We start from the raw sequence: 23,976 nt of genomic DNA on the forward strand, positions 1-23,976 counted from the left end.
ACATGAACTCACTTATTCAAAAATATAACATTCCAGGACCTAGGTACACAAGCTATCCAACAGTTCCATATTGGGATAACGAAACATTTTCAAAAGAAAAATGGATAGAAACTTTTAAGCGTTCGTTTATAGAAAGCAATTCCTCAGAAGGAATTAGCTTATATATTCATTTACCATTTTGTGAGAGTTTATGTACGTTTTGTGCTTGTCACAAGCATATTACAAAACGCCATGAAATGGAAGATCCGTATATAGAAACCGTTTTAAAAGAGTGGCAGTTATATGTTGATTTAGTTGACGAAACACCTATAATAAAAGAAATACATTTAGGAGGGGGAACGCCAACATTCTTTTCAGAGAAACAATTAAAAAGGTTAATTGATGGAATTTTTATCAATGCTGAAAAACACCCAGACCACGAATTTAGTTTTGAAGGGCACCCAAACAATACTACAAAAGAACACTTGCAAACATTGTACAATTTAGGTTTTACAAGAGTAAGTTTTGGGGTACAAGATTATAATCCAAAAGTACAAGAAGCTATTCATAGAGTACAACCTTTTGAAAACGTAGAAAAAGTACACAATTGGGCAAAAGAAATAGGCTACACGTCTATCAGTCACGACTTAGTATTTGGACTTCCATTCCAAACAAAAGAAAACGTAATTTATACCATTAATAAAACAAAAGAATTAGAACCCGATAGAATTTCATTTTATAGTTACGCGCATGTTCCATGGGTAAAAGGAGTAGGGCAACGTGGATTTAATGAAGATGACTTGCCTAAAAATGAAGAAAAACGCGAGTTGTATGAAATAGGTAAAGAATTATTTGCCGAAATGGGCTATGTAGAAATTGGAATGGATCATTTCGCATTACCTACTGATAGCTTATATGAAGCTACCAAAGAAAAAACACTACATCGTAACTTTATGGGATACACCGCTAACAAAACACAGTTAATGGTAGGTTTAGGAATGTCGTCAATCTCTGATTCTTGGTACGGATTTACACAAAATGTAAAAACTGTAAAAGAGTACGAAAAAATTGTGAACGAAGGAGAAATCCCTGTGTTTAGAGGGCATATATTATCAGAAGAAGACTTAATAATAAGAAAACATATTTTAAATATTATGTGTCATTTCTCCACCTCGTGGGAAGAAGAGCAATTACAGATAAAAAATGTAGAAGCACATATAGGAAAGTTAAAAGAAATGATAGATGATGGGTTGGTTTCTATTAAAGGGAAAAAGTTAACAGTTCCTGAGAAGGCAAGACCCTATGTGCGTAATATTTGTATGGCATTTGACAAGAAATTACATGAAAAACAACCAGAAACAAAATTATTTTCAATGACTATTTAATTTATTGGTAGTTAATGTTTTATGATGAGTGTTGTTGTGTTTTTACTAAAAAAATGATTAAATTTGAGTGAACCTAAAAACCAGGCGTTATGGAATCATTTGAAGTAAATTGGTCAAAGGAAGAGCTACATACCTATCTTTTTATCTATTGTATTAATGCAGATTTTAAAGAAACAAAAGAAGAACTCGAAGCCATTTCTTTAAGAACAAATCAAGAAACGTATAAGAAGATGCATAAAGAGTTTGAAAAAGACAATGACTATGCTAGCATTCAAAAAATTAATAAATCACTCAAAAAATTAAACTACGGTAAAGAAGAAGTAAATAAGCTATTTGAAGAAATAAAAGAATTATTTCTATCAGATGGTAGCTACGCTATTTTAGAGAAAAATCTTCTAATGGGTTTACAAAGATTACTTAAATAAAGAGAACTTTTCGTTCTCTTTATTTTTTTTCAAAAAAAACTCAAACATGACAAAAGTCATATTTTAAGAAAACCTTCACAGTTACCTTTGAACTATAATTATCAGGCAAGATATGAGCGTTATTTACTTACTACTATCACTAAGTATTTTAGTGGCTATTATTTTCTTTATAGCATTTATTGTTTCAGTAAAAAAAGGGCAGTACGATGACTCGTACACGCCATCAGTTCGCATGTTGTTTGATGATGAACTGGTAAAAGAAGAAACAAAGAACTAACAATTAACAATAGATATTAAATTCAAATAGATTATGGAAATGCAACAATTTTATTACGATAATAAGATCGTAAAAAAATTCATCTACGCAACCTTACTATGGGGAATAGTAGGTTTTTCAGTAGGATTGTTATTGGCTTTTATGTTTTTATTCCCAAATTTAACTGACGGAATTTCGTGGTTGAGTTTTGGGCGTTTAAGACCATTACATACAAATGCAGTAATTTTTGCATTCGTAGGAAATGCCATTTTTGCAGGGGTTTACTACTCACTACAACGATTACTGAAAGCGCGTATGGCGAGTGATTTTTTAAGTAACTTTAACTTTTGGGGATGGCAGTTAATAATTGTTGCAGCAGCCATAACACTTCCGTTAGGGTATACAACTTCAAAAGAATATGCCGAATTAGAATGGCCAATTGATATAGCCATAGCATTAGTTTGGGTAGCTTTTGGAGCAAACATGATTTGGACAATCTTACAAAGAAGACAACGCCATTTATATGTAGCAATTTGGTTCTACTTAGGAACTTTTGTAACCGTAGCGGTATTACACATTTTTAATAGTTTAGAATTACCTGTAAGTTTTATGAAAAGTTACTCAGTATACGCAGGTGTTCAAGATGCATTAGTACAATGGTGGTACGGGCATAATGCTGTAGCATTCTTTTTAACGACTCCATTCTTAGGGTTAATGTACTACTTTGTTCCTAAAGCCGCTAACCGTCCGGTATATTCATATAGATTATCTATTGTACACTTCTGGTCGTTAATTTTCATCTACATCTGGGCAGGGCCTCATCACTTATTATATACATCATTACCAGATTGGGCTCAAAATTTAGGAGTGGCATTCTCTGTAATGTTAATTGCACCATCTTGGGGAGGTATGATCAACGGACTACTAACACTTCGTGGAGCTTGGGATAAAGTAAGGGTAGACCCAGTATTAAAATTCATGGTAGTTGCAATTACAGGGTATGGTATGGCAACGTTTGAAGGACCAATGTTATCATTAAAGAATGTAAATGCAATTGCACACTTTAGTGATTGGATTATTGCTCACGTACACGTAGGAGCCTTAGCATGGAACGGATTCTTAACTTTCGGTATGTTATACTGGTTAGTACCAAGAATGTTTAAAACAAAATTATACTCTACAGCATTAGCAAACTTCCATTTCTGGATAGGTACCTTAGGTATTATCATGTATGCATTACCAATGTATGTAGCAGGGTTTGTACAAGCATCAATGTGGAAACAATTCAACCCTGATGGAACCTTAACATATGGTAACTTCTTAGAAACAGTAAATGAAATTATTCCAATGTACTGGATGCGTGCTATCGGAGGAAGTTTATTTATCCTTGGAGCATTTGTAATGTTATATAACATCGTTAAAACTGTAAGATTAGGTAGTGGAGTAACTGATGAATTAGCAGAAGCACCTGCATTAACTAAAGTATCTAAACATAGAACTTCAAATGAAGGATGGCACACTTGGTTAGAAAGAAGACCAGTAAAATTAACTATCTATGCTACTGTAGCTATTTTAATTGGAGGTGTTGTGCAAATTATACCAACATTATTAGTAAAATCTAATATTCCAACTATAACAAGTGTACAACCATATACACCTTTAGAATTAGAAGGTAGAGATATTTATATCCGTGAAGGGTGTGTTGGATGTCACTCACAAATGGTACGTCCATTCAGATCAGAAGTAGAGCGTTATGGAGAATTTGCAAAAGCAGGAGAGTTTGTATACGATCATCCATTCTTATGGGGTTCTAAACGTACAGGACCAGATTTATTAAGAGTTGGAGGTAAGTATAACGACAGTTGGCACTTAAACCATATGTATGATCCACAAAGCACATCACCAGGATCTATTATGCCAGCGTACCAATGGTTAGTAAGAGATGAGTTAGATAAGAGCGATACCGAAAGTAAAATGAAAGCTATGGTAAGCTTAGGGGTTCCATATACAGATGAAGATATAGCGAATGCACAAGCAAGTATGGATGCTCAAGGAATGAAAATTCAAGAGAACTTGTATGCTGATCCTGATTTCAAAGCAAATTATGAAGCTGATAAAAAGTATGCTCAAGAGAATGGACAAACTTTTATTGAAATGAAGGATAGAGAAATCGTAGCCTTAATCGCTTATTTACAAAGATTAGGTACCGATATTAAAGTAAAAGATGTTGAAGATCAATTAAGCGCTAAAAACTAGAAATTATGTTAAAGTTTGTAAAAAACCATATGGAAACAATTGCAGGTATTGAAATATACCCAATTATTTCACTAACCATATTCTTTACATTTTTCGTAGTGTTGTTTTGGTGGGTGTTTACAGCCAAAAAAGAATATATAAGTAGTGTAAGTGAATTACCTTTAGATAATTAGTAAAATTTAACAAGATGAAAAAATATTTTCAATCTATAGTATATATCATTTTTGTTGCAGTAACCTTTTTTGCTATTGCTACTGCAATTAAATCGTACCAAAATCCATTTAGTCTGTATGAACATCCATTAGTTTGGATAGCAATTGTAGGGCTTATAACCGTGGTAGTTTTAAAAGAAGCTTTAAACATTGTAGCGCAACAAAGAGCAGAGCAACTTCAAATGGAAAAAGACGGAGTTAAACCAGAAGAAGTTGATAACTGGGCTTGGGCTAAAAAGCTTATTAGTAGGTGGACAGAGGCTAAAGCAGTTGAGCAAGAAGATGAAATTATTCTTGATCATAACTATGATGGAATTAAAGAGTTAGATAATAACTTACCACCGTGGTGGCTGTATATGTTTTATGCAACAATCATTTTTGCAGCGGTATATTTAGTAAGATATCATGTATTAGGTGCAGATAACCAAGAAATGGAATATGCACAAGCAGTTGCTGAAGCAAAAAGAGAATTAGCAGCGTTCAAATCAACTTCAAAAGAAGCTGTTATTGATGCAGAAACAGCAACCGTTTTAACAGATGCAGGAGATTTAAGTAGAGGTAAGGCAGTATATAACCTAAACTGTGCAGCATGTCACGTTGCTGATGGTGGAGGTGGTATTGGACCAAACTTAACCGATGAATATTGGATTTTAGGTGGTGGTATGAAAAATATTTTCAACACTATTGCTAATGGAGGTAGAGACGGTAAAGGGATGGTAGCTTGGAATAAAACCTTAAAACCAGCTGATATTCAAAAAGTAGCGAGTTATATAATTTCTATGCAAGGAACTACTCCTGCAAAGCCAAAAGAACCTCAAGGAGAGTTATATAAAGAAGAAGGAGCAGCTCCTGCTGTAGCTGAACCTGACGAACAACCAAAAGATAGTATTCAATAAATAGTTACAAATTAGTTTTTAATAGTTGATTATGGAAACACCCAAAAACGAACAATTTAGAGATAGTATAGGCACTATAAATGATGAAGGTAAAAGGGCTTGGGTGTTTCCAAAAAAACCAAGCGGTAAGTTTTATAAATACAGAAGTTATGTAAGCTACTTTTTATTAGCATTCTTATTATTAGCTCCTTTTATAAAAATTAACGGAAACCAATTTTTACTATTTAATGTTTTAGAACGTAAGTTTAACATTTTCGGTTTTCCTTTTTGGCCTCAAGATTTCCATTTAATGGTAATTTCAATGATAATAGGAGTGGTGTTTATCATTCTATTTACTGTTGTGTTTGGTCGAATTTTTTGTGGATGGATTTGCCCACAAACCATTTTTTTAGAAATGGTTTTTAGAAAAATAGAGTATTTAATTGAAGGAGATAGAGGAAAACAAATACGATTAGCTAAACAAGCATGGAATGCTGAAAAAATAAGAAAAAGAATTTTAAAATGGGTAGTCTTTTTTATCATCTCTTTTATTATAGCAAACGTTTTCTTAGCGTATCTAATAGGAAGTGATAAGCTAATAAGTTATATAACAGGCAATCCGTTAGATCATTTTAGTACGTTAATTTCTTTATTAATTTTTACAGGAGTATTCTATTTTATTTTTGCTTGGTTTAGAGAACAAGTGTGTATTATCGCTTGTCCTTATGGTAGATTACAAGGAGTATTGTTAGATAATAAAACGATAAATGTTGCTTACGATCATGTAAGAGGAGAAGGAAAGACAGGAAGAGGAAAGTTTAATAAGAAAGAAGATAGGGTAGCATCAGGTAAAGGAGATTGTATTGATTGTTTTCAGTGTGTACATGTATGTCCTACAGGAATTGATATTCGTAACGGAACACAGTTAGAGTGTGTAAATTGTACAGCTTGTATCGATGAGTGTGATCATATGATGGAAAAGGTAGGCTTGCCAAAAGGATTAATCCGTTATGCAAGCGAAGAAAACATTGTAAAAAAAGCGCCTTTTAAGTTTACTGCAAGAATGAAAGGATACTCAGCTGTATTATTCATTTTAATTGGAATTTTAATAGGGATGCTGTTTTTAAGAAATGATGTTGAAGCTACAATTTTACGTTTACCAGGGCAATTGTATCAACATAAAGAAAACGGAATAATTAGTAATATTTACACCTATAAAGTAGTAAATAAAACAACTAAAGAGATTGATGATGTGAGTTACAAATTATTGTCACATAAAGGAACAATAGAAACGGTAACACATCAAAATTTTGAAGTTCCTAAACAAGGATTGGCTGAAGGTACTTTGTTTATAGAGTTACATCAATCTGAAATGAAAGATGAAAAAGAAAAACTAAAAATTGGAGTATATAGTGGTGATAAACTTATTGAAACAACAACTACCAACTTTTTAGGACCAAGAAGTTATAGATAAAAATATCGTCATTAAGAGGAAGAAAGGTGAAGTAATCACTTAGTTTATAAATAAGTTGCTACATTTTTTCTCAATGACACAAAAACAAAATAAAATGAAACTAAACTGGGGCACGGGTATAGTAATAGCAATTATAGGGTTTATAGGGTTTATCATGTATTTCGTAATAACGATGAGTACAGGTAAAAATTATAACCACGATTTAGTAACAGAAAAGTACTATCAACAAGAGTTGGAAGTTCAAAATCAAATAAATGCTACAAAAAATGCGAAAGCATTAAAAGAAAATATTAAAATAGAAAAAGTATCAGAAGGAATTAAAGTCTATTTTCCAACAGACTTTAACCCTAAAGATATTAAAGGAAAAGTGTTCCTATACAGACCATCTGATAAACAATTGGATTTCGAAATGCCTATTTCGCTTTCCGAAACATATTTGCTCGTGCCTGAGAACCGTTTGTTGGGTGGTCGTTGGAACATAACCGTTTCCTGGAACTACAAAAATAAAGATTATTTATTTCAGAAAGAATTGGTTTACTAATGTTTCTTTCAGCAATTATATTTGGGCTATTAGGAAGTTTTCACTGCATAGGTATGTGCGGACCTATAGCCTTTATGTTGCCAGTAAATAGAACAAACAAAGTAAAACAGTTCTTCCAAATTACCAGTTATCATTTAGGGCGCTTGTTTACATATAGTTTAATAGGTTTGCTATTTGGGTTGTTAGGAAAAGGGTTTTACTTTTTCGGATTTCAACAGCAACTTTCTATTATTGTAGGTGTTTTAATGATTTTGGTAATTTTATTACCTAAAACTTTTCAAAAGTATAATTTTTCAGCACCTATTAATAAATTGGTAATGAAAGTAAAATCTTCTTTAGGAAAAGAGTTAAAGAAAAAAGGAAATGATACGTTTTTTACTATAGGTTTTTTAAACGGATTTCTTCCATGTGGATTGGTGTATATGGCTGTTTTTGGAGCTTTAGCTACCAATAACATGCTATCAGGTAGTTTGTATATGTTTCTTTTTGGCTTAGGAACCATCCCTTTAATGACAGCTGTGGTATACGTAGGTAATTTTGCTAATGGATTGGTTAGAAAAAGAATTCAACAAGCCATTCCTTTCGTAGTTGTTTTCATAGGAATCTTGTTTGTATTAAGAGGGTTGGGTTTAGGAATTCCTTATGTGTCTCCATTACCAGTTACTGAATTACATAATTCAGTAGAAGGTTGTCATTAAGAGCTTTAATGATAAATATCATGGTTTAAATGAGAAAGTTTAGGTAACTTTATAAAGTGTATTAAACTTTAAAACTAAACAAATCATGAAAAAAATAATTGTTCCTGTTGATTTCTCCGAATATTCTGAAAAAGCGCTACAAACAGCTGTGTTTTTTGCAAAAGAAACTAATGCTGAAATAGTAGTTGTACATATGTTAGAACTTTCAAACGCTGTACTTAGTCAGTCAGAAAGTTACATACAACAAGAAATGGTATTTTATTTAGAACTAACGGAGAAGAAGCTCACTGAATTTTTAAAAAAAGAGTATTTATCTGGTGTGAAAGTAACACCAATCATTAAGCATTTTAAAATTTTTAGTGAAATTGATCTTTTAGCTAGAGAAGAAAAAGCAGATTTAATTATAATGGGGTCTAAAGGAGTTAGCGGATTAAAAGAAATGTTTATAGGTTCTAACACCGAAAAAGTAATTCGTTATGCTCATATTCCTGTACTAGTAGTTAAAGAAAAACCAATAACAGAAAAAATTGAAAAGGTATTGTTTGCTTGTGATTTTTCTGACGATGATGTAAAACCATATATGCAAGCTAAAACTTTCTTTAATGATATAGAAAAAGAGGTAGAACTAATATATGTAAGTACTCCTACATCTAAGTTTAAAAGTACAAAAGAGTTGGAAGAAAGAATGGAGCGATTTTTTAAACAAACCAACGAGAGTCCTGAGGAAGGAATGAAAAAGGTGAAAATTGTTTCAGATTACTCAGTAGAAAGAGGTGTGTTTTATTATGCAGATAAAATAGATGTTGATGTGTTAGTTGTAGCATCACATGGTAGAAAAGGTGTAGCTCACTTTTTTGAAGGAAGTATTTCTGAAGACATTGCAAACCACAGTAAATTACCAGTAATGTCTTTTAAGATATAATAAAATAGAAATAAAAAAGCTCATTCAAACTTGAATGAGCTTTTTTATATTATGATAAAGAAAGGATTATTTACCTTCTTTTGTTTTGATATCACTTACAAATTTTTGTAAACGTTTCCCGTACTCAGAGCTTTTAACTCTATCTGTTAAACTATTGTTGATAGTATCTAAAAGTTGAATGTTAGCATCGTATAATTCAGATAAAGCAATGTAAGGGGCAGCTTCGCTATCAGCATTAGCAATGGCAAAGTTTGTAGAAAATAAGAAACGACGACGTATCATTTTTTTATAATCTTCCTCTATTTGCTGTATTTGAGCTTCATCTTGAGATTGACGAGCTTCTACTTCTTTTTTTACAAAATCTAAACGTTGCTCTAAAAACCTCTGATTTATCTTACGATACTCATCCATTACTTCTTGGTTTTTAGAACCTTTAATTTCAGGTTTAAAACCAAATTCTTCAATATTATCATTTATGGTAATTTCACCTTCTTCACCAAAGAACATAATGTGTTTGTTGGTTGTGTTACCATCAAAAGTAAGGTAGTACATTACAGGAGATTCTACATTATCGGTTAAAATAAATTTGTCATCACCTAATAAAGCTAAAGAATCAACAGATACTAATAAGGTATCGTTCATTTTTTGAAGATATAAAGTACCTTTTTTTAGTCCTTTGATTTGACCTTTAACTATCATGTTTCCCTCTTTTTTAGAGGAGCAGGCAAAAGCTACAAGTGCTATTGCGAAAAGAGCAATAATTTTCTTCATTGAATTCAAAATTTGTCTGTTGCAAATATGCAGATTTCTCTTAAACTTTTGAGGCTATTTCCATTAAAATTGTACAGAGAATTGCTCCCACGGTACCTATTGCATATCCAAAAACAGCTAATAAAACACCTACAGTAGCTAATGATGGGTGAAAAGCTTGTGCTACAATAGGAGCAGAAGCAGCACCACCAACATTTGCTTGACTTCCTACAGCCAAGAAGAAATATGGAGCACGGATTAATTTAGCTACCAATATTAATAACCCAGCATGAATTGCCATCCAAACTAATCCAATAGCAATTAAACCTACATTGTCAAAAATTAAAGTTAAGTCCATTTTCATACCAATAGTTGCTACTAATACATAAATAAAAATACTACCAATTTTACTAGCACCTGCACCTTCATAATTTTTAGCTTTTGTAAATGATAAAAGTATTGCTACAATTGTTGAAATACTAATTAACCAGAAGAATCCTGATCCTAAAAATGAAAAGATATTTCGCCATGTTTGAGATTCCATACTAGCAGTAATAGAAGCAAAAATTTCGCTTAAATATCCTGCAGCAAAATGACCAAAACCAACAGTACCGAAAGCGATAGCTAACATAATTATGAAATCAGTTAAGGTAGGATTTCTACGTACGCCTTGTGTGAAATTAGAAACACGTTCTTTTAAGTCTTCAATAGCAGAAGTATCAGCTTTTAACCACTTATCAATTTTATCTTTTTTACCAATTCCAATTAAAATAATTGCCATCCAAATATTAGCCACAACGATATCAACAAATACCATTCCTCCATATTTAGCAGGGTTATATTTATAAATTTCTAACATTGCGGTTTGGTTAGCACCACCACCAATCCAACTACCAGCAAGGGTAGATAAACCTCTCCATACAGCATCAAAATCTGCTCCGCCAACAGTTTCAGGAGAAACAGTAGAGATTAATAAAATAGCGATAGGGCCTCCAATAACAATTCCAATGGTTCCTGTAAAAAACATAATTAATGCTTTTGAACCTAAGTTAAAAATTGCTTTTAAATCAATACTTAAAGTCATTAAAACTAAGGCTGCAGGTAATAAAAATCTACTAGATACATAGTATAATTGTGATTTGTTTTTTACCACTTCGCCAGCTGCATTTGTAGTTTCCCATTCAGGAGAAATAACTCCTAGAGTAGTAAATATTGCTGGAATAAAATAGGCCATGAATAAACCGGGTACTATTTTATAAAATTTATGCCAAAATCCTGAGGTTTGTGATTCTGTATAAAAAACAAAACCTAAAGAAATCATTAAAATACCAAAAACGATTGCATCGTTTGTAAAAAGAGGTGCTTCCATCTAAAAAAATTTGTCGCTAAAGTATGAAATAATAGTTAGTTCTATTTTCTATGATCTGTGGTAATTGCAATTCCCAATTGAATTCTATTAAAATAGCCAACATTGTTAACATTGATTAACTGATATCCTACTTGAAGTTTTATAATATCAGAAACTTTATATTTAAAACCAGCTCCAAACCAGTTTTGATTATATGCTTCACCTTCAAAATCTAAAAAAGTTTCATTATATATGTAAGTAGACCATTTTTCATCAATAGGATGACTTAAGGCTAATTGATATCGAAAGAAATTACCAGTGGTTGATTTAAAAAAACGTTGTTCACCTCTAAAGCGATGTGCTAAATTTAAGCTAGCTATTTTATGCTTTACATTTAGGTCTTCATAAATACGATGTTCGTTAAAGTCACCAGCATTAATATCAAAAGTTTCATCGGTGTTTAAAAAGGCATACCCTACAGTAGCATTTATATTTTTATTGAATTTATAATTAGCTCCTAAACGTCCGATGAATTGTTGCATGTCGTCTCCTACTTCAAAGAAACGGAAATGTGCCATAGATTTTAACCCGAATTTATCTGAAATTTGGTGAGATCCGTTGTACATATACCATACACCAAGTTCTTTGGTTGGATTAGGTTGATTTTGAGAAAAGCTGTTTAATGAAAATAAAGTGATAATTAATAAGAATAATTTTCGCATAATAATAGTTGTGGTTCTTTGTGATATTAAAAATCCCCTACATGAATGAATATGCAGGAGATTTTATGTTATGCTGACAAAAATATAAACTCGATAATTTTTATAAAAAGTTATACTGTTAAAGTTCTTTGAGTTTATTTATAATTCATCGTTTTTAATTGGAGTTTCTTTCTTTAAATAAGTGTCTAAGAATTGTAAAATTTTACTGTTTGCTTCTATTTGATTTTCTTTTTTAACAAAACCATGCCCTTCATCATCAAAAAGAACATATTCTACAGGAACACCATTTTTCTTAACTCCAGCTACAATTTCGTCTGACTCTACTTGTAAAACTCTTGGATCTTTAGCTCCTTGTAATACCATTAATGGTTTGGTTACTTTATCTGTATGAAATAAAGGCGAAATTCTTTTAAGCCTTACTGAATCGGCAGAATAAGGGTTTCCTAATTCTTTGTATAAAGCTTCTCTAAAAGATTCCCACCATGATGGAATACTTTTTAAAGTGCGCATCCAGTTTGTAACTCCGTAAATGTTTACACCAACAGCAAACTCTTCAGGTGTATAGGTTAATGCAGCCATTGTCATATAACCACCATAAGAACCACCAATGATTCCGATTTTTTCAGCGTCTATTTCTGGTTGTTTTGCTAACCAATTTTTACCCTCTACACAATCTTGCAAATCTTTTTCTCCGTGGTTTAAATCATCCATAGTAAAAAAGGTTTTACCATATCCGCTACTTCCGCGATTATTAACAGCTAATACAGCATATCCATGGTTCACTAAATATTGAATTCTAGAATTGAAGTTTTGACGTGATTGCCCTCCAGGACCTCCATGAACCCAAACTAAAGCAGGAACTTTATTATCTTCTGTGGCTTGATGAGGTAGATAGTAAATAGCAGGAATAGTTACTCCGTCAAAAGAAGGGTAACGGATTACTTTTGCTTCTACCAAGTCATTAGGGTTAATATCTTTGTTAAGTACATCTGTTAGTTGTGTTTGTTTTTGAGTTGCTAAATCGTACACATATAGGTTTGATGGAGAGTTAGAACCTCCTGCATAAAAACGCATCATGTTTTCATCTCTAGAAAAACCAACGCTAGTTATACTTTTTCCGTTAACATTAGGTAAGGTTATATTTTTACCTTCAGCAACATCAAAAACTTCAATTACATTTTTTGCATCTTCATTAATATAGGTAACTCTATATTTTCCATTGTTGGTAAAATAACTTCCAGAAATATCCCAATCTTTAGCTAATATTTTTTCTGTTTCATTGGTGCTAATGGTGTATTTCATTAAGGTAGCAAATTCACCTTCTGCATCTGTTGTATAGTAAAAATCAGTATCATCAATAGAAAAATCAGCAGCTGAATTACCACTCAATGTTAGATTGATTTTTGTGATTACTTTAGTGGTTCTATCAAACAAGAATAGATCACTATCGTTGGTGTTAACAGTTTTACTTAGCGCTAAAATATTTTTATTATTAGATATTGCTGCTACGTTATAACCCTCCTTATTTTCATAAATCATGGTAGGAGTGAAAGTTTCAAGATCCATTTCATATAGATCCATGAAACGCTTATCTCTTTTATTAGAAGTAAAAAAGAAGCTTTTCTCATCTTTTGCCCAGCCAAAAAATCCAGCTCTAGCACCTTTAGTTGGTGTTAAATTTTTAATGTTGCCATCAAGCTCTCTTAAAAAGATATGATAAATTTCATCTCCATTATTATCCATTCTAAATAACATTCTTTCATCTTTTGGAAAATATGAGGTTGCAAAAACAGAAGAACTGTCCGATTTTGTTATTGGTTCAAATTCTCCGTTAGTTGTAGAAACTGTGTACATGTTATAAATTCCCGAACGATTACTGGTTACGAGTAATTTTGAATTATCAGGTGAAAAACTTCCTCCTAAAACACTTTCGTTATCCATCATTTGCTCGATAGAGTATTCTTTAAGTGTTTCACCAATTTCTGATGGCTTTTTTTGGTCCTTTTTACAAGCACTTGCTATAATAGTTATAGCGAGTAGTACGATTATTTTTTTCATTATATAAGGTTTAGTTAATTTGAATTTATTCTACAGAAAATTTTTCTGTTTCTTTAAACGGAGATAAATCTATTTTTTCTACCTCAACTTTATATTCTTTCCAGTCTTTATCAAAAAAAGCATTGGTTTTTTGAATGGCTTCTTTAAAAGCTCCTTTAAATTGATTGATTAATTGTTTTTCAGTAGCGGTTTGTTCACCAAATCTACTATTTACATACCAATTAGCCGTACCTAATCTTTGGGTAACTGTAGGGTCGGGGTTACGAATAATTCCTTGACGTTTATCAACTTTGCCAAAGTAAATATCAAGTAAGCGATCAATTTTTTTAATAGTTTCAGTTGAATTTTTTATTTGCTCTTTGTAGGCTTTTTTGTCTTTTTTAGTAAACTTAGCTTTATAACTATTAGCTATGTCTTTACTTTCAACCAATTGTTTAACTGCATCTGCAATAATATTTTGATACTTTTCGAGCTCTTTACCTGTATCGTATTTTTGATTGATAGCCGTTTGAGAAATAGTTAGTCTAGGATCGAATTTTACCGTGATATTTTGCTCAGAAACTTGATCTCCAAACGTAGTTTTAATTCTGTAAGTACCTGGTTTTACTTTTACACCACTAGGCTCATTTTTTTGATTTCTAATGGTTCTTGAAGGTCTAGTTACTCCTTTTTCATCCATAAACCAAACTCCTTTGTGAATTCCATTTTCTTTGGGAGTTTTTCTTTTTAATGTTCTAATTAACCGATTACCATCAAAAATTTCAAATTTAATAGAATCCCATTTTATTGTATTTTCAGCTTCTTTTTGAGTTGTTTTTTTAGTGTCTTCTTTTTTATCAGTTTTCTCTTTTACTTTTGGTTTGTTGATGTAAAATTGCACTAAAGCACCGCGACTTCTGTTTTCACCATTATAAATAGCATCTGCACCAAATCGACTACCTGTTGGTTGTTGATATGCTGCTTGATAAGCAATAGGAGGTTCAAATAATTCGATACTTTTTGTAAGAATATTTTTGTCTTTAGCTAAAGCTCTTAATGGACGAATATCATCCAATACCCAAGCTGATCTACCAAATGTACCTATAACCAAATCGTGTTCTCTTGGGTGAATCACCAAATCTTTTACAGGAACAGTGGGAAAACCTTCTGTCCATTTTGTCCATTTTTCACCAGCGTTTAAAGAGATGTATAGTCCGTCATCAGTTCCTAAAAAGAGTAGGTTAGATTCTATAGGATCTTCAATAATACTTAACGTAAAACTCTCTACATCGTTTTCATCTACAATAAGTTTCCATGTTTTTCCGTAATCTGTTGTTCGGTAGGCATAAGGTTTGTAGTTAAAACGACGATAATCGTTAGCAACTAGCAATGCTTCTCCTTTGTTTTTATTAGATGTTTTTATTTGTGTTATCCAACTATTTTCTGGTAACCCTTTTAGGTTTTTAGCAACATTTGTCCAAGTTGCACCACCATTTTGAGTGATGTGTACCTGACCATCATCCGTAGCCACCCATAACATGTTTTTTTCTAAAGGTGAAGGTTCGATTACTAAAATAGTACAATGGTTTTCGGCCCCAGTAGCATCCATGGTTAAACCACCGCTTTCATGTTGATTCAATTTAGCTTTGTCATTGGTAGTTAAATCGGGAGAAATAACTTTCCAAGTCAGTCCTTTATCGGTTGATTTATGCACGAACTGACTTCCGAAGTATAAAGTTGAATTATCAAATGGATCAATATTAATAGCGGAGTTCCAGTTAAAACGTAGCTTTACATCAGGATCTGGATGCGTAGGACGAACCGTGTAATTGTTTCCTGTTTCATAATCGTAACGAGATACGAAACCTTGTTGACTCATTGTCCATCCATAACGTGAATTGTCTTTGTCTGGAACTACGTCAAAACCATCACCAAAACTAATCTCTTGCCAATAAGAGTTTCTAATTCCTTGGTCTTTCCATACATATGCAGGTCCTCGCCAAGAACCATTGTCTTGCATTCCTCCGTATATATTGTAAGGAAATTCGTTATCAACATTAATATGATAATACTGGGCAATAGGCAAGTTAGCAATAAAACGCCATGTTTTACCACCATCTCTTGTTATATTCAATCCTCCGTCATTACCATCAATCATAAAACTACCGTCTTTAGGATGTATCCACCACGCGTGATGATCTGGATGGATTCCGTTATCAACACCATAAGCAGGCATTAATTGTTTAAAGTTTTTACCACCATCAATAGAAACATTTATGTAGGTGAAAACTGTATATAATTTATGTTCGTTTTGAGGATCAACATAAATTTCAGAGTAGTAGAAAGGACGATTTCCAATACCTTTTTTATCATTTATTTTTTTCCATGTAAATCCTCCGTCTTCACTTTTATATAACGCATTCTTTTTTGCTTCTACTAAAGCGTACACAGTATTAGGGTTAGAAGGTGCAATTGCTACACCAATTCGACCTAACTCTCCTTTAGGGAAACCTTCTTTATCGGTGATTTTTTTCCAGTTGTCACCACCATCATGGGTAATGTATAAACCACTTCCTTCACCTCCAGATTTAAAAAACCAAGGATCTCGTTTGTGTTCCCACATAGCTGCTATTAGTTTATTAGGATTGGATGGGGCCATAATTAAATCAGCAGCACCAGTTTTGTTATTGTTGAATAAAATTTGTTTCCAAGTTTTACCACCGTCGGTAGTTTTATATACACCACGTTCTTTATGTTCTCCCCAAGGAGATCCGATAGCGCCTACGTATACAACATCCGGATTGTTTGGGTGTATAACTACACGATGTATGTGACGTGTTTTTTCTAAACCCATTGATTTCCATGATTTTCCACCATCTAAGGATTTAAAAATTCCGTAACCTCCATTCAAGCTGTTACGAGGGTTACCTTCACCAGTTCCTACCCAAATAACGCTTGGGTTTGATTGTTGAATAGCTAAGGCTCCTATAGAGGCAGTTACCTCTTTATCGAAAATAGGTTGCCATTTAATACCACCAGAAGTAGATTTCCAAACTCCACCAGAAGCTGTACCAACGTACATAATATCAGGATTTGACTCTACAACATCAATGGCTGTTACACGTCCGCTCATTCCACCAGGACCAATATTTCTTGGTTTCATGTTTTTGACTAAATCCATTGAGAATTCTTGAGAAAAAGCAGCACAAGAGAAGGTTATAAATAGGAGATAAAAAAGTTTTTTCATAATAGTTAGTTGCTTGTAATTTAAGTTTGTACAATGTACAAAATAGAAAACGCCCAATAAAATTGGACGTTTTTTTTAACAAGTTCTTAAGATTTGTTATTCTTCTTCTTTCTTTTTAGGTTCTCTTTTGGCTTCTTTAAGTGCTTGCATAAGCATCCATTCAATCTGCCCATTGGTAGATCGAAATTCATCTGAAGCCCATTTTTCAATGGCTTTTAACATATCTTCATTAATGCGGAGTGCAAAAGCTTTCTTTTTTGCCATGTTGTGTTTTATAATAGTGTTTTTTTGAAACGCTAAAATGGTTGCAAAAATACAATTTCAAATTTCTTTTAATTTACAGTAAAGACATTATAAAGGTTAAAATATATACTATTGTAATAGTTATTACTTGTATCATTATTAATTGATTTTGTATTGATAGTTTTCTAATACATGTTTAGCTTCTCTTTCTTTTTTTGTTCCTATCAATAACTTTTTTCCGTTTTTAAGTTCTAGTTGAATACCAATGGTTCCTGAAATGTTAATAGCAGTTCCTTTTTTTTTATTCCAGAGTAATCCGCCTTTCAAGCCCCATCCTCCATATTCACCAATAGGATCATAGGTTCTGATATATGCTTTATTAATTTCAGACCAAGCTATTTTTTTAAATGAAAAGTGAAAAGGAAAAAATTGATAATGAATTCCATACTCATCGATTCTTGTAGTTAGTTTAAAAATAAAAATGAAAGCGAAAGAAACTACAATACCAAGAAGAGTAAGTGCAAACTCTGTTGAACTCATCGTGGAGTTTTTTTGTGTATACTCTTTGATGATAAGAGTAACAGGGACAATTAAACTTACGGCTAAAATTACTAATAACCATAATTGTGTAAACCGTTGTTCTTCTTTAAAAACTTTCATTACTTAACCTTCTTTTAGTCTTTTAATGATTCAATGTTCCTGCATTTACTACAGGTGCAGCTTCTTTATCGCCACATAAAATCACTAGTAAATTACTAACCATTGCGGCTTTACGTTCTTCGTCTAAGTCAACAATTTCTTTTTTGTTTAGCTCTTCTAAAGCCATTTCTACCATGTCAACAGCACCTTGTACTATTTTATGTCTAGCTGCTACAATAGCGGTTGCTTGTTGACGCTTTAACATGGCGCTAGCAATTTCTTGAGCATAGGCCAAATAACCAATACGTGCTTCTAAAACTTCGATACCCGCAATAGCTAAACGCTCTTCTAGTTCTTTTTCTAAAGCTTCACTTACTTCATTTACACTTGAACGTAAGGTAATGTCTTCTTCATGACCTTCATCAGCAAAATTATCATACGGATACATACTTGCTAGTTTACGTACAGCAGCATCTGTCTGTACACGAACAAAGTTTTCATAATTGTCTACATCAAAAGCAGCTTTATAAGTTTCGGTAACGCGCCATACCAAAATGGTGCTAATCATTACTGGGTTTCCAAGTTTATCATTCACTTTTAAACGCTCACTATCAAAATTACTAGCTCTTAATGAAATAGTTTTCTTTTTGTATAAAGGGTTTGACCAATACAATCCATTTTGTTTTACTGTGCCTACATATTTACCAAAGAATAACAAAACTTTAGAGGAGTTTGGGTTTACTAAAATAAAGCCTAAGGCTAGTATAAAAGCTAGTAAAGAAATTAAAAGGAATGCTGGATTTTCGGTTTTAATTGTTAATGTAATTCCGCTTATAAAAAGTATAAGTACAATAAAGAACATTAAATACCCATTGGCTGGTTTGATGATTTTTTCTGCTTTCATTTTTGTTTTAATTAAAGTGATATTAAAATGATATCATAAAGATATGTTTTAATTTTTGTTAAATCCAAATTTTTGAGGAATTATTTTTATAATTTAGCTTCCGATTATAATTTAAACTATTCATGAAGACAAAATTTTTAATAGTATTCGCTGCTTTTTTGGTAAGTGTTTCCTCAGTAGCTAATAACGAAGATGTATGGGGACCAACTGGTCACAGAGCTACAGGAAAGATAGCAGAAAAACACCTGACAAAAAAAGCTAAAAAGAAAATAGAAAAGCTATTACAAGGAGAAAGTTTAGCGTTTGTGTCTACTTATGCAGATGAAATAAAATCTGATAGAAAGAAATATGGTAAATTTTATACTTGGCATTATGTAAATATGCCATTAGATGCTCGTTATGAAGATACCGAAAAGAATCCTGAAGGAGATATGGTTACGGGTATTGAGAAATGTATAAAAGTGTTAAAGGATGAAAATAGCTCTACAGAAGATAAACGTTTTTACTTAAAAATGTTAGTGCATTTAGTAGGAGATTTACATCAGCCAATGCACATAGGTCAAAAAGAGGATTTAGGAGGGAATAAGATACAAGTTCAATGGCACGGTAAAGGCTCAAATTTACATAGAGTTTGGGATGAGGATTTACTTAATAAATGGGATATGAGCTATATTGAATTAGCTAATAACACTAAGCAATTATCAAAAGAGCAGGTAAAAGTAATTCAACAAGGAACTGTTGTAGATTGGTTACACGACACACACAAAATTACCAAAGAGGTATATAAATCTGTTGAGGTAGGAGAAAATTTACGTTACCGTTATTCGTATGTTTATTTTCCTGTAGTAAGAGAACAATTACAAAAAGGAGGATTACGTTTAGCTAAACTATTAAATGAAATTTATAGCTAAAAAATAAAAGTATTACTGATAATAAAGGCCCGAGAAAATTAACTTTTCGGGCTTTTTTCTTGTTAATGTTTCGTTAATTCTACTTTTTAAATACCACAATCAGTTAATTTTGAGAGGAAACAAATATCAGATGCATAAAATTCTAATACTTTTTTTGGGGAGTTTCATGTTGTTTTCTTGTGAAAAAAAAACTAAAGAAACAGATGAAGTTATAGAGTCATCAATTAAAATAGCTACGTTAAATTATGAAGAGTTAAAACCCTTGTTACATAAAAATGACGATAAAACCTATGTTGTTAATTTTTGGGCAACTTGGTGTATGCCTTGTGTAAAAGAACTACCTGCTTTTGAAAAGTTAAACGCAGCGTATAAAGATAAAAATGTAGAGGTGGTTTTGGTGAGTTTAGATTTTCCTAAACAGAAAGAAAGTAACTTAATACCATTTGTTAAGAAGAAAAGTTTACAGTCTAAAGTACTACATTTTGACGATGCAAATGAACAATTTTGGATACCAGATATTGCTGAAAACTGGTCAGGTTCTATACCAGCAACGTTAATTTACAATGAGAAAAAAAGAAAGTTTTACGAGAAATCATTTAGCTATAAAGAGTTACAACACGAATTACAAACCTTTTTAAACTAAATAATTATGAAAACATTTAAAACAATATTGTTATTGTTAGTAGTTGCAACGATATCTGCATTTACTATTAATCCTTCAAAAGGATACAAGGTAGGAGATGAAGCGGCAGATTTTGCGTTAAAAAATATAGACGACACCATGGTTTCTTTAGCTGATTATTCAGAAGCAAAAGGATTCATTGTAGTGTTTACGTGTAATATGTGTCCGTATTCGGTAGCAAATGAAGATCGAATCATTGCTTTAGATAAGAAATATAAAAAGAAGGGGTTTCCTGTAATAGCTATTAATCCAAATGACCCAGAGGTTTCAAAAGGAGATAGTTTTGAAGCGATGAAAGTGCGTGCAAAAGAGAAAGGTTTTACTTTTCCTTATTTGTTTGATGAAGATCAAGAGGTGTATCCAAAATACGGAGCAACTAAAACGCCACATGTTTACATATTGAATAAAAAGAAAGGTAAATTAATTGTTGAATACATTGGCGCTATTGATGATAGTTCTCGTAACGAAAATAATGTAAAGGAACGTTTCGTTGAAAACGCGGTAGATGCTTTGTTAAAAGGAGAAAAGCCAACAAAAACAGATACCAGAGCAATTGGATGTTCTATAAAAGATAAAAGAAATAGTTAATAAACACCAACAGGATAAAAGAATCCCACTTTTATGTGGGGTTTTTATTATTTAGACAAAATCTATACACAAGCGATTTTAATCGTAGTTAACACAATCAACTTAAAATAATGAAGAAATTATTACTATCACTACTATTTGTTAGTACAGCATTAACAGCACAAACAGTCGATTTAAATTATTACTTACCACAAGATGTTTCCTACAATCAAAATATACCTACGCCAAAATCTATTTTAGGGCACGAAGTAGGAGAGTGGCATGTAACTCACGATAAATTGGTAGAGTACATGAAAGCACTGGCAACATCTTCAGATAGGATAACATTTGAAAATAGAGGGACAACTTATGAAGGAAGACCGTTAGTATTGTTAACAATTACTTCCCCAAAAAATCATCAAAATTTAGAAGCAATACGAGAAAAGCATATCAAAGCCACAAATGATGCTTCTGTAGATGTTTCTGATAGTCCAATTGTGGTATATCAAGGATTTTCAATTCATGGAAATGAGGCAAGTGGTACCAATGCAGCGTTAGCAGCCGCTTATTATTTAGCAGCGGGAGAAGGGCAAAAAATTGAAGAATTATTAGAAAACTCAGTAATTCTTTTTGATCCAGCGATGAATCCAGATGGTTTACAACGTTTTGCATATTGGGCAAATACAAATAAGGCAAATAATATAAATCCAGATCCGAATGATAGAGAATATCATGAGGTTTGGCCGGGGGGAAGAACTAATCATTATTGGTTTGATATGAACCGTGATTGGTTGCCAGTTCAGTTGCCTGAGAGTAGAGCAAGAATTCAAACTTTTCATAAGTGGTTGCCGAATATTTTAACCGATCATCATGAAATGGGAACGAATTCTACCTTCTTTTTCCAACCAGGAATTCCGAGTAGAACAAATCCGTTAACTCCAAAAATGAATCAGAAGTTAACTAAAGAAATCGCTACGTATCATGCAAAAGCATTCGATAAAATTGGTTCAACCTATTATTCAGAAGAAAGCTTTGATGATTTTTACTACGGAAAAGGATCAACTTTCCCTGATATTAATGGAAGTATTGGAATTTTATTTGAACAAGGAAGTTCTCGTGGGCATGCGCAAGAAAGTGAAAACGGAGTGCTAACCTTTCCGTTTACAATTCGTAACCAGTTTACAGCAGCGTTATCAACTTTAGAGGCTGCTAAAAACATGCGAACTAAAATTTTACAATACCAACAAGATTTTTATAAAAACTCAAGAAGTTCAGAAAAGAACAATGCTATTGTGTTTGGAGATGAAAAAGATGCAACAAAAACAAATCATTTAGCAGAAGTCTTACAACGTCATCAGATAAAATTTCATGAGTTAAAAGAAGATTTTACATCGAATGGAAAACACTTCAAAAAAGGGTATAGCTATGTAGTACCGATGAACCAAAAAAATCATCGATTGGTAAAAGCGATGTTTGCTGTTCAAACGAAATTTAAAGACAGCTTGTTTTATGATGTGTCTGCATGGACATTTAATCATGCTTTTGGAGTTGATTTTTCGGATGATATTTCATTATCAAAAGCAGGAGTTGAGATAACTGAATTACAACCTAAGAAAGGGAGAATTCAACAAAAAAGTAGTGTGGGATATTTATTTCCTTGGAATGAATACAATACACCAAAAGCTTTAAATGCGATTTTAGAAAAAGGATTACGAGCGAAAGTAGCGATGAAAAAGTTTACAAATGATGGTAATTCATACGACTATGGAACCATTTTTATTCCAGCTCAAAATCAAAAATTAAATGGAAATGAATTATTTGATTTCTTAGGCACAGTAGCGAATGAAAATCATATTGCAATTAAAGGAGTATCTACAGGGTTGAATGAAGGAATTGACCTAGGAAGTAGAAATTTTGAAGCAGTAAAGCAACAAAAAGTAGCGATGTTGGTAGGAAATGGAGTAACAAGTTATGATGCAGGAGAAATTTGGCATTTGTTAGATCAACGATACAATATGAAATTAACAAAGTTAGATACTGATTATGCTACGAGAGTAAACCTTGATAGGTATACAACGATTATTGTTCCTAATAGTCGCTCGCTTGACAAGAATTTAGAGGAAAAATTAAAGGTATGGGTGCGTAATGGTGGCGTGTTAATCGGATATAGAAATGCAGTAAACTGGTTATCGAACAAAGGATTTATTGATGTGAAGTTTAATAAAACTAAAATAGATTCTGTTAATAATGTATCGTTTGAAAATCGTTCGTTACAATCGGGAGCGCAAGTAATAGGAGGAGCAATTTTTGAAGCAAAGATTGATCGCTCACATCCAATCAATTTTGGTTACAAAAATGATAACATAGCTTTGTTTAGAAATACTAAACAATTTATTCAAGCGGATACAAAGAGTTATAACAATCCAATTCAGTATACAAATAATCCTTTATTGAGTGGTTATATTTCAAAAGAGAACTTAAAGGAATTGAAAAACACCGTTCCGTTTAAAGCAGGACGCTTAGGAAGTGGTAGAGTAATCATTTTTACTGATAATACTAACTTTAGAGCATTTTGGTTTGGAACTAACAAATTATTGATGAACGCTATTTTCTTTGGAAAGTTAATGTAGTAGAATTAGAAGTGTAACAAAATTCTAATTAACTCGTCTTTTAAGTATACTAACTAAAAAAGTACTATGAGTTTATTAAGAGTTTTATTAGCAATTTTTTTTCCACCCTTAGCAGTGATAGGTAAAGGTTGTGGATCTATTTTAATAGTGTTTCTACTAACACTTTGCGGATGGGTTCCAGGAGTTATTGCAGCACTAATTATATTAAACAACCCAAATTAAACAATATGTTGATTTGAGAATTTGAAGATGAATTAATTAAAAACGCCATTT

The 23,976-nt window shown here is 32.3% G+C and carries 23 protein-coding genes; 15 read left to right on the forward strand and 8 right to left on the reverse strand.

All coding sequences use genetic code 11. The features are described 5' to 3' along the window. The first annotated feature begins 2 nt into the window (after positions 1–2). From hemN to N534_RS0113005, 10 genes are all read left to right on the forward strand, one after another. Positions 3–1,364, forward strand: a complete 1,362-nt coding sequence (gene hemN / locus N534_RS0112960; RefSeq protein ID WP_028892887.1) for an oxygen-independent coproporphyrinogen III oxidase — start codon at positions 3–5, stop codon at positions 1,362–1,364. 89 nt (positions 1,365–1,453) lie between these two features. Next, entirely contained in the window at positions 1,454–1,789 is a 336-nt protein-coding gene (locus tag N534_RS14840; RefSeq protein ID WP_051435929.1) for a hypothetical protein, read from the forward strand. Between the two features lie 112 nt (positions 1,790–1,901). After that, complete coding sequence (ccoS, locus tag N534_RS15215) at positions 1,902–2,066, forward strand: cbb3-type cytochrome oxidase assembly protein CcoS (RefSeq protein ID WP_073184498.1); 165 nt, start codon at positions 1,902–1,904, stop codon at positions 2,064–2,066. A 33-nt stretch (positions 2,067–2,099) separates the two neighbouring features. Further along, positions 2,100–4,301 carry a cytochrome-c oxidase, cbb3-type subunit I gene (ccoN, locus tag N534_RS0112975; protein WP_028892888.1) on the forward strand — a complete coding sequence of 734 codons (2,202 nt, stop codon included), beginning with the start codon at positions 2,100–2,102 and terminating at the stop codon, positions 4,299–4,301. Positions 4,302–4,306: 5 nt separating this feature from the next. After that, positions 4,307–4,474: a cytochrome c oxidase subunit IV gene (locus tag N534_RS0112980; RefSeq protein WP_028892889.1), complete on the forward strand. Its 168-nt coding sequence runs from the start codon at positions 4,307–4,309 to the stop codon at positions 4,472–4,474. A 14-nt stretch (positions 4,475–4,488) separates the two neighbouring features. Next, entirely contained in the window at positions 4,489–5,409 is a 921-nt protein-coding gene (locus N534_RS0112985; RefSeq protein WP_028892890.1) for a cbb3-type cytochrome c oxidase N-terminal domain-containing protein, read from the forward strand. A gap of 31 nt (positions 5,410–5,440) precedes the next feature. Then, positions 5,441–6,862, forward strand: a complete 1,422-nt coding sequence (ccoG, locus tag N534_RS0112990; protein WP_028892891.1) for a cytochrome c oxidase accessory protein CcoG — start codon at positions 5,441–5,443, stop codon at positions 6,860–6,862. A 73-nt stretch (positions 6,863–6,935) separates the two neighbouring features. After that, positions 6,936–7,403, forward strand: coding sequence for a FixH family protein (locus N534_RS0112995; protein WP_369791962.1), 468 nt, complete (start codon positions 6,936–6,938; stop codon positions 7,401–7,403). After that, positions 7,403–8,101, forward strand: coding sequence for a sulfite exporter TauE/SafE family protein (locus tag N534_RS0113000; protein ID WP_028892893.1), 699 nt, complete (start codon positions 7,403–7,405; stop codon positions 8,099–8,101). The genes N534_RS0112995 and N534_RS0113000 overlap by 1 nt, the downstream gene beginning before the upstream one ends. An 85-nt stretch (positions 8,102–8,186) precedes the next feature. After that, positions 8,187–9,023, forward strand: coding sequence for a universal stress protein (locus tag N534_RS0113005; protein WP_028892894.1), 837 nt, complete (start codon positions 8,187–8,189; stop codon positions 9,021–9,023). Positions 9,024–9,089: 66 nt separating this feature from the next. Here the strand turns inward: N534_RS0113005 and N534_RS0113010 are convergent, their stop codons facing one another. The 8 genes from N534_RS0113010 to N534_RS0113045 form a co-directional block, all read right to left on the reverse strand. Beyond that, positions 9,090–9,794 carry a DUF4369 domain-containing protein gene (locus N534_RS0113010; RefSeq protein WP_028892895.1) on the reverse strand — a complete coding sequence of 235 codons (705 nt, stop codon included), beginning with the start codon at positions 9,792–9,794 and terminating at the stop codon, positions 9,090–9,092. A gap of 40 nt (positions 9,795–9,834) precedes the next feature. Beyond that, complete coding sequence (locus N534_RS0113015; protein WP_028892896.1) at positions 9,835–11,142, reverse strand: DUF819 domain-containing protein; 1,308 nt, start codon at positions 11,140–11,142, stop codon at positions 9,835–9,837. Positions 11,143–11,183: 41 nt separating this feature from the next. Continuing rightward, positions 11,184–11,843 (reverse strand): DUF2490 domain-containing protein, encoded by a 660-nt coding sequence (locus N534_RS0113020; RefSeq protein WP_028892897.1) that lies wholly within the window; start codon positions 11,841–11,843, stop codon positions 11,184–11,186. A 138-nt stretch (positions 11,844–11,981) separates the two neighbouring features. Then, positions 11,982–13,901: a S9 family peptidase gene (locus N534_RS0113025; RefSeq protein ID WP_028892898.1), complete on the reverse strand. Its 1,920-nt coding sequence runs from the start codon at positions 13,899–13,901 to the stop codon at positions 11,982–11,984. A 25-nt stretch (positions 13,902–13,926) separates the two neighbouring features. Next, positions 13,927–17,127, reverse strand: coding sequence for a hypothetical protein (locus N534_RS0113030; RefSeq protein WP_028892899.1), 3,201 nt, complete (start codon positions 17,125–17,127; stop codon positions 13,927–13,929). Between the two features lie 96 nt (positions 17,128–17,223). Continuing rightward, the gene (locus tag N534_RS15220) at positions 17,224–17,391 is read right to left on the reverse strand and encodes an Arc family DNA-binding protein (RefSeq protein WP_081728321.1); all 168 of its coding nucleotides are present in this window, start codon (positions 17,389–17,391) and stop codon (positions 17,224–17,226) included. 138 nt (positions 17,392–17,529) lie between these two features. Further along, positions 17,530–18,030 carry a hypothetical protein gene (locus N534_RS15470; protein WP_028892900.1) on the reverse strand — a complete coding sequence of 167 codons (501 nt, stop codon included), beginning with the start codon at positions 18,028–18,030 and terminating at the stop codon, positions 17,530–17,532. Positions 18,031–18,052: 22 nt separating this feature from the next. Further along, on the reverse strand, positions 18,053–18,913 hold the full coding sequence (locus tag N534_RS0113045) for an SPFH domain-containing protein (protein WP_028892901.1): 861 nt from the start codon (positions 18,911–18,913) through the stop codon (positions 18,053–18,055). A gap of 122 nt (positions 18,914–19,035) precedes the next feature. Here N534_RS0113045 and N534_RS0113050 point away from each other — a divergent pair, with 122 nt between their 5' ends. The 5 genes from N534_RS0113050 to N534_RS15225 all read left to right on the forward strand — a co-directional run bounded on the left by N534_RS0113050 (position 19,036) and on the right by N534_RS15225 (position 23,925). Next, a complete protein-coding gene (locus N534_RS0113050; RefSeq protein WP_028892902.1) occupies positions 19,036–19,824 on the forward strand; it encodes a S1/P1 nuclease in 789 nt (262 codons plus the stop codon). Positions 19,825–19,954: 130 nt separating this feature from the next. Beyond that, on the forward strand, positions 19,955–20,467 hold the full coding sequence (locus tag N534_RS0113055; RefSeq protein WP_028892903.1) for a TlpA disulfide reductase family protein: 513 nt from the start codon (positions 19,955–19,957) through the stop codon (positions 20,465–20,467). A gap of 6 nt (positions 20,468–20,473) precedes the next feature. Beyond that, positions 20,474–21,094: a thioredoxin family protein gene (locus N534_RS0113060; RefSeq protein ID WP_038006099.1), complete on the forward strand. Its 621-nt coding sequence runs from the start codon at positions 20,474–20,476 to the stop codon at positions 21,092–21,094. Between the two features lie 110 nt (positions 21,095–21,204). Beyond that, positions 21,205–23,703, forward strand: a complete 2,499-nt coding sequence (locus tag N534_RS0113065) for a M14 family metallopeptidase (protein WP_028892905.1) — start codon at positions 21,205–21,207, stop codon at positions 23,701–23,703. A 66-nt stretch (positions 23,704–23,769) separates the two neighbouring features. After that, complete coding sequence (locus N534_RS15225; protein WP_081728322.1) at positions 23,770–23,925, forward strand: YqaE/Pmp3 family membrane protein; 156 nt, start codon at positions 23,770–23,772, stop codon at positions 23,923–23,925. Positions 23,926–23,976: the final 51 nt, after the last annotated feature.

The organism is Tenacibaculum sp. 47A_GOM-205m (genome assembly GCF_000518405.1).
In the GTDB taxonomy this organism is placed as follows: domain Bacteria; phylum Bacteroidota; class Bacteroidia; order Flavobacteriales; family Flavobacteriaceae; genus Polaribacter; species Polaribacter lutimaris.

What these genes read in the sequence shown, in the direction of transcription:
- hemN (WP_028892887.1), top strand. Translation starts at nt 3, where the DNA reads ATGAACTCACTTATTCAAAAATATAACATTCCAGGACCTAGGTACACA.
- N534_RS14840 (WP_051435929.1), top strand. Translation starts at nt 1,454, where the DNA reads ATGGAATCATTTGAAGTAAATTGGTCAAAGGAAGAGCTACATACCTAT.
- ccoS (WP_073184498.1), top strand. Translation starts at nt 1,902, where the DNA reads ATGAGCGTTATTTACTTACTACTATCACTAAGTATTTTAGTGGCTATT.
- ccoN (WP_028892888.1), top strand. Translation starts at nt 2,100, where the DNA reads ATGGAAATGCAACAATTTTATTACGATAATAAGATCGTAAAAAAATTC.
- N534_RS0112980 (WP_028892889.1), top strand. Translation starts at nt 4,307, where the DNA reads ATGTTAAAGTTTGTAAAAAACCATATGGAAACAATTGCAGGTATTGAA.
- N534_RS0112985 (WP_028892890.1), top strand. Translation starts at nt 4,489, where the DNA reads ATGAAAAAATATTTTCAATCTATAGTATATATCATTTTTGTTGCAGTA.
- ccoG (WP_028892891.1), top strand. Translation starts at nt 5,441, where the DNA reads ATGGAAACACCCAAAAACGAACAATTTAGAGATAGTATAGGCACTATA.
- N534_RS0112995 (WP_369791962.1), top strand. Translation starts at nt 6,936, where the DNA reads ATGACACAAAAACAAAATAAAATGAAACTAAACTGGGGCACGGGTATA.
- N534_RS0113000 (WP_028892893.1), top strand. Translation starts at nt 7,403, where the DNA reads ATGTTTCTTTCAGCAATTATATTTGGGCTATTAGGAAGTTTTCACTGC.
- N534_RS0113005 (WP_028892894.1), top strand. Translation starts at nt 8,187, where the DNA reads ATGAAAAAAATAATTGTTCCTGTTGATTTCTCCGAATATTCTGAAAAA.
- N534_RS0113010 (WP_028892895.1), bottom strand. Translation starts at nt 9,794, where the DNA reads ATGAAGAAAATTATTGCTCTTTTCGCAATAGCACTTGTAGCTTTTGCC.
- N534_RS0113015 (WP_028892896.1), bottom strand. Translation starts at nt 11,142, where the DNA reads ATGGAAGCACCTCTTTTTACAAACGATGCAATCGTTTTTGGTATTTTA.
- N534_RS0113020 (WP_028892897.1), bottom strand. Translation starts at nt 11,843, where the DNA reads ATGCGAAAATTATTCTTATTAATTATCACTTTATTTTCATTAAACAGC.
- N534_RS0113025 (WP_028892898.1), bottom strand. Translation starts at nt 13,901, where the DNA reads ATGAAAAAAATAATCGTACTACTCGCTATAACTATTATAGCAAGTGCT.
- N534_RS0113030 (WP_028892899.1), bottom strand. Translation starts at nt 17,127, where the DNA reads ATGAAAAAACTTTTTTATCTCCTATTTATAACCTTCTCTTGTGCTGCT.
- N534_RS15220 (WP_081728321.1), bottom strand. Translation starts at nt 17,391, where the DNA reads ATGGCAAAAAAGAAAGCTTTTGCACTCCGCATTAATGAAGATATGTTA.
- N534_RS15470 (WP_028892900.1), bottom strand. Translation starts at nt 18,030, where the DNA reads ATGAAAGTTTTTAAAGAAGAACAACGGTTTACACAATTATGGTTATTA.
- N534_RS0113045 (WP_028892901.1), bottom strand. Translation starts at nt 18,913, where the DNA reads ATGAAAGCAGAAAAAATCATCAAACCAGCCAATGGGTATTTAATGTTC.
- N534_RS0113050 (WP_028892902.1), top strand. Translation starts at nt 19,036, where the DNA reads ATGAAGACAAAATTTTTAATAGTATTCGCTGCTTTTTTGGTAAGTGTT.
- N534_RS0113055 (WP_028892903.1), top strand. Translation starts at nt 19,955, where the DNA reads ATGCATAAAATTCTAATACTTTTTTTGGGGAGTTTCATGTTGTTTTCT.
- N534_RS0113060 (WP_038006099.1), top strand. Translation starts at nt 20,474, where the DNA reads ATGAAAACATTTAAAACAATATTGTTATTGTTAGTAGTTGCAACGATA.
- N534_RS0113065 (WP_028892905.1), top strand. Translation starts at nt 21,205, where the DNA reads ATGAAGAAATTATTACTATCACTACTATTTGTTAGTACAGCATTAACA.
- N534_RS15225 (WP_081728322.1), top strand. Translation starts at nt 23,770, where the DNA reads ATGAGTTTATTAAGAGTTTTATTAGCAATTTTTTTTCCACCCTTAGCA.